Source organism: Variovorax glucosi (genome assembly GCF_051216695.1).
Lineage (GTDB): Bacteria > Pseudomonadota > Gammaproteobacteria > Burkholderiales > Burkholderiaceae_C > Variovorax.
The window spans coordinates 1-1482 of sequence record NZ_JBPJZE010000081.1; the positions used below are offsets into that span (position 1 = coordinate 1).

Sequence of the window (1482 nt, forward strand, 5' to 3'; positions counted from 1 at the left end):
GCCTGGAGCAGCGCGGTACCGGCGGTGCCGACGCCCAGGCCGAACAGGTGGCGGCGGCTCAGGCGCGAGGCGATCAGGTCGGTGAACGAAGGGTTCGACGTAGGGTTGGTGCCAATGTCGTCGAGGTCCACCGAGAGATCGTCGGTGCGGGTATTTGCGGTCATGCGCAATGTCTTTCTTCGTGGGTTGGAGAGGAAACCAGCCCGCGAAGTTAGGCACTTCGTATGACGACCCGATGAAACGCTCAGCCTCCCGTCAGGTTGATTTGATCCACCTGACGGTTTCTCGCACTACGGCGCTGGCAGTTGCCGCGGCCACAGCGCCCACAGGCGCAGCGGCTGGTTCATGCTCGCCGCAAGCCGGCCCGCATCGGCGCCGGTGCCCGCAAAGTAGTCGGCGCGCACGGCGCCGAGGATGGCGCTGCCGGTGTCCTGCGCCACCACCAGTTTCTGCAGCTGCGCTGCCGGACCGTTGGACGCCAGCCACACCGGGGTGCCGTACGGAATGCTCTCGCGGTCGACGGCGATAGAACGGCCGGCCGTGAGCGGCACGCCCTGCGCGCCGCGCGGGCCGAAGGCGGCGTCGACCTCGCTCATGGTTTCTTCGCGGAAGAACACGTAGCGCGGGTTGCTCCACATCAGCTGCGTCACGCGCTGCGGGTTCTGCGCGGCCCAGGCCTTGGTGTCGTCGGGCCACTTGCCGACCTTGCTCACGCCCTGGCTCATCAGCCATTGCTGCACGCTGCGGTAGGGCTGCTCGTTGGTGGCAGCGAAGGCCACGCGCACGGTGTGCTGGTAGCCGTTGGCCTCGGTGATGCGCAGGCGCCCGGAGCCCTGGATGTGCAGCATCAGCGCATCGATGGGGTCGGCCATCCACGCGATCTCGCGGCCGCGCAGCGCGGCCTGGGCTTCGGGCAGTGTCTCGATCTCCTGGCGCGTGTACCAGGGGCGGCGCGGCACCAGGCCGTCGGGGGCCTGGTAGATCGGCACGTTGAAGCTGGCGGTGGGCACACGCGAGGCTTCGTACACCGGCTCGTAGTAGCTGGTGAGCTTGCCTTCGGTCTGGCCGTTGAGCGCCTCGATGCGGTAGGGCTGCAGCCGGTCGGTCATCCACTGGCGCTGCTCTTCGGGGGTGGCGATGGTCAGCTGGCGCACGTCGCGGCACAGCGGCGCGAAGGCGGCATTGGGGCGCGAGCAATTCGCCAGCAGCGCGATCCACGCCTCGTGCAGCGGGTCTTCGCCGAACCCGGGCAGCTCCGACCAGCCGACCGGCACCCAGCGGCTCTTGGGGTGCGCGAGCGAGCCGGTGAGCGGACCGAGGTCGCGCGGCTGGGTGACGGGGGGGCGGATGGGGGCCTCGGGCGCGCGCGGGCCCGTGGAACAGGCGGCGAGCGTTGCTACGATCACAAGCCCGACCAGCCACTGGAGTCCATTTCTCATGGGTTTGATTCTGCTTGAAGCCCTCGCCGCGGGACTCGTGTTC

General features: G+C 69.0%; 1 protein-coding gene. It reads right to left on the reverse strand.

Going from position 1 to position 1482, the window contains the following annotated elements:
* Window positions 1–290: 290 nt before the first annotated feature.
* Window positions 291–1439 carry a murein transglycosylase A gene (mltA, locus tag ACSFA3_RS23040; RefSeq protein WP_435469308.1) on the reverse strand — a complete coding sequence of 383 codons (1149 nt, stop codon included), beginning with the start codon at window positions 1437–1439 and terminating at the stop codon, window positions 291–293.
* Window positions 1440–1482 lie beyond the last annotated feature (43 nt).